Below are 541 nucleotides of genomic sequence, written 5' to 3'. Positions count from 1 at the left end.
AGCATTTGCTCAGAGCTAATCACTTCAATTTGGTTAGGGTAGGTGTCTAGCTTATATTCTTTTGCTATGTCTGAAATGGCATCATCAAAGCGTTCTAGCTGTTCAAATGACCATTCCGAGCCAGTCGCAATATAACTCTTTTTACGCTCTTCATTTTGTTTGTTGTCTTTATCTGTCATGCCGGCTTCCTCTGAAATAATTCGTGGAAGACAGGGTAGATGTCACTCTCGTCTTTAATGTTTTGCATGGCGAAAGAGTCCTCAAACTCCTTAGCCAGTTTTTCATATTCATGCCACAGCATTTGATGATCTAGCTTAGTAATCTCAATGTAAGCAAAATATTGCACGAGAGGTAGAATATCGTCTTTCAAGAGCCTCGAGCACTTGGGTGAGTCATCGCTCCAGTTGTCACCATCGGAGGCTTGTGCGCAGTATATATTCCAGTCTGACGCAGGGTAACGCTTGTGGATGATTTCTCTAGTTAACTCCAATGCGCTAGAAACGATGGTCCCGCCTGTTTCCCGTGAATAGAAGAACTCCTC

The 541-nt window shown here is 43.1% G+C and carries 2 protein-coding genes; both read right to left on the bottom strand.

Features of this window, described 5'->3' with window-relative positions; genetic code table 11:
- The coding region (locus tag A3729_RS31525) for a SpoVR family protein (protein ID WP_156497863.1) at nucleotides 1–179 on the bottom strand (179 nt) is incomplete at its 3' end.
- Nucleotides 176–541: DUF444 family protein (locus tag A3729_RS10145; protein WP_156497862.1), on the bottom strand; the 366-nt coding region annotated here is incomplete at its 5' end. The genes A3729_RS10145 and A3729_RS31525, both read right to left, overlap by 4 nt.

Source organism: Oleiphilus sp. HI0043, assembly GCF_001634935.1.
This window is presented reverse-complemented; position numbering and strand designations above follow the sequence as displayed.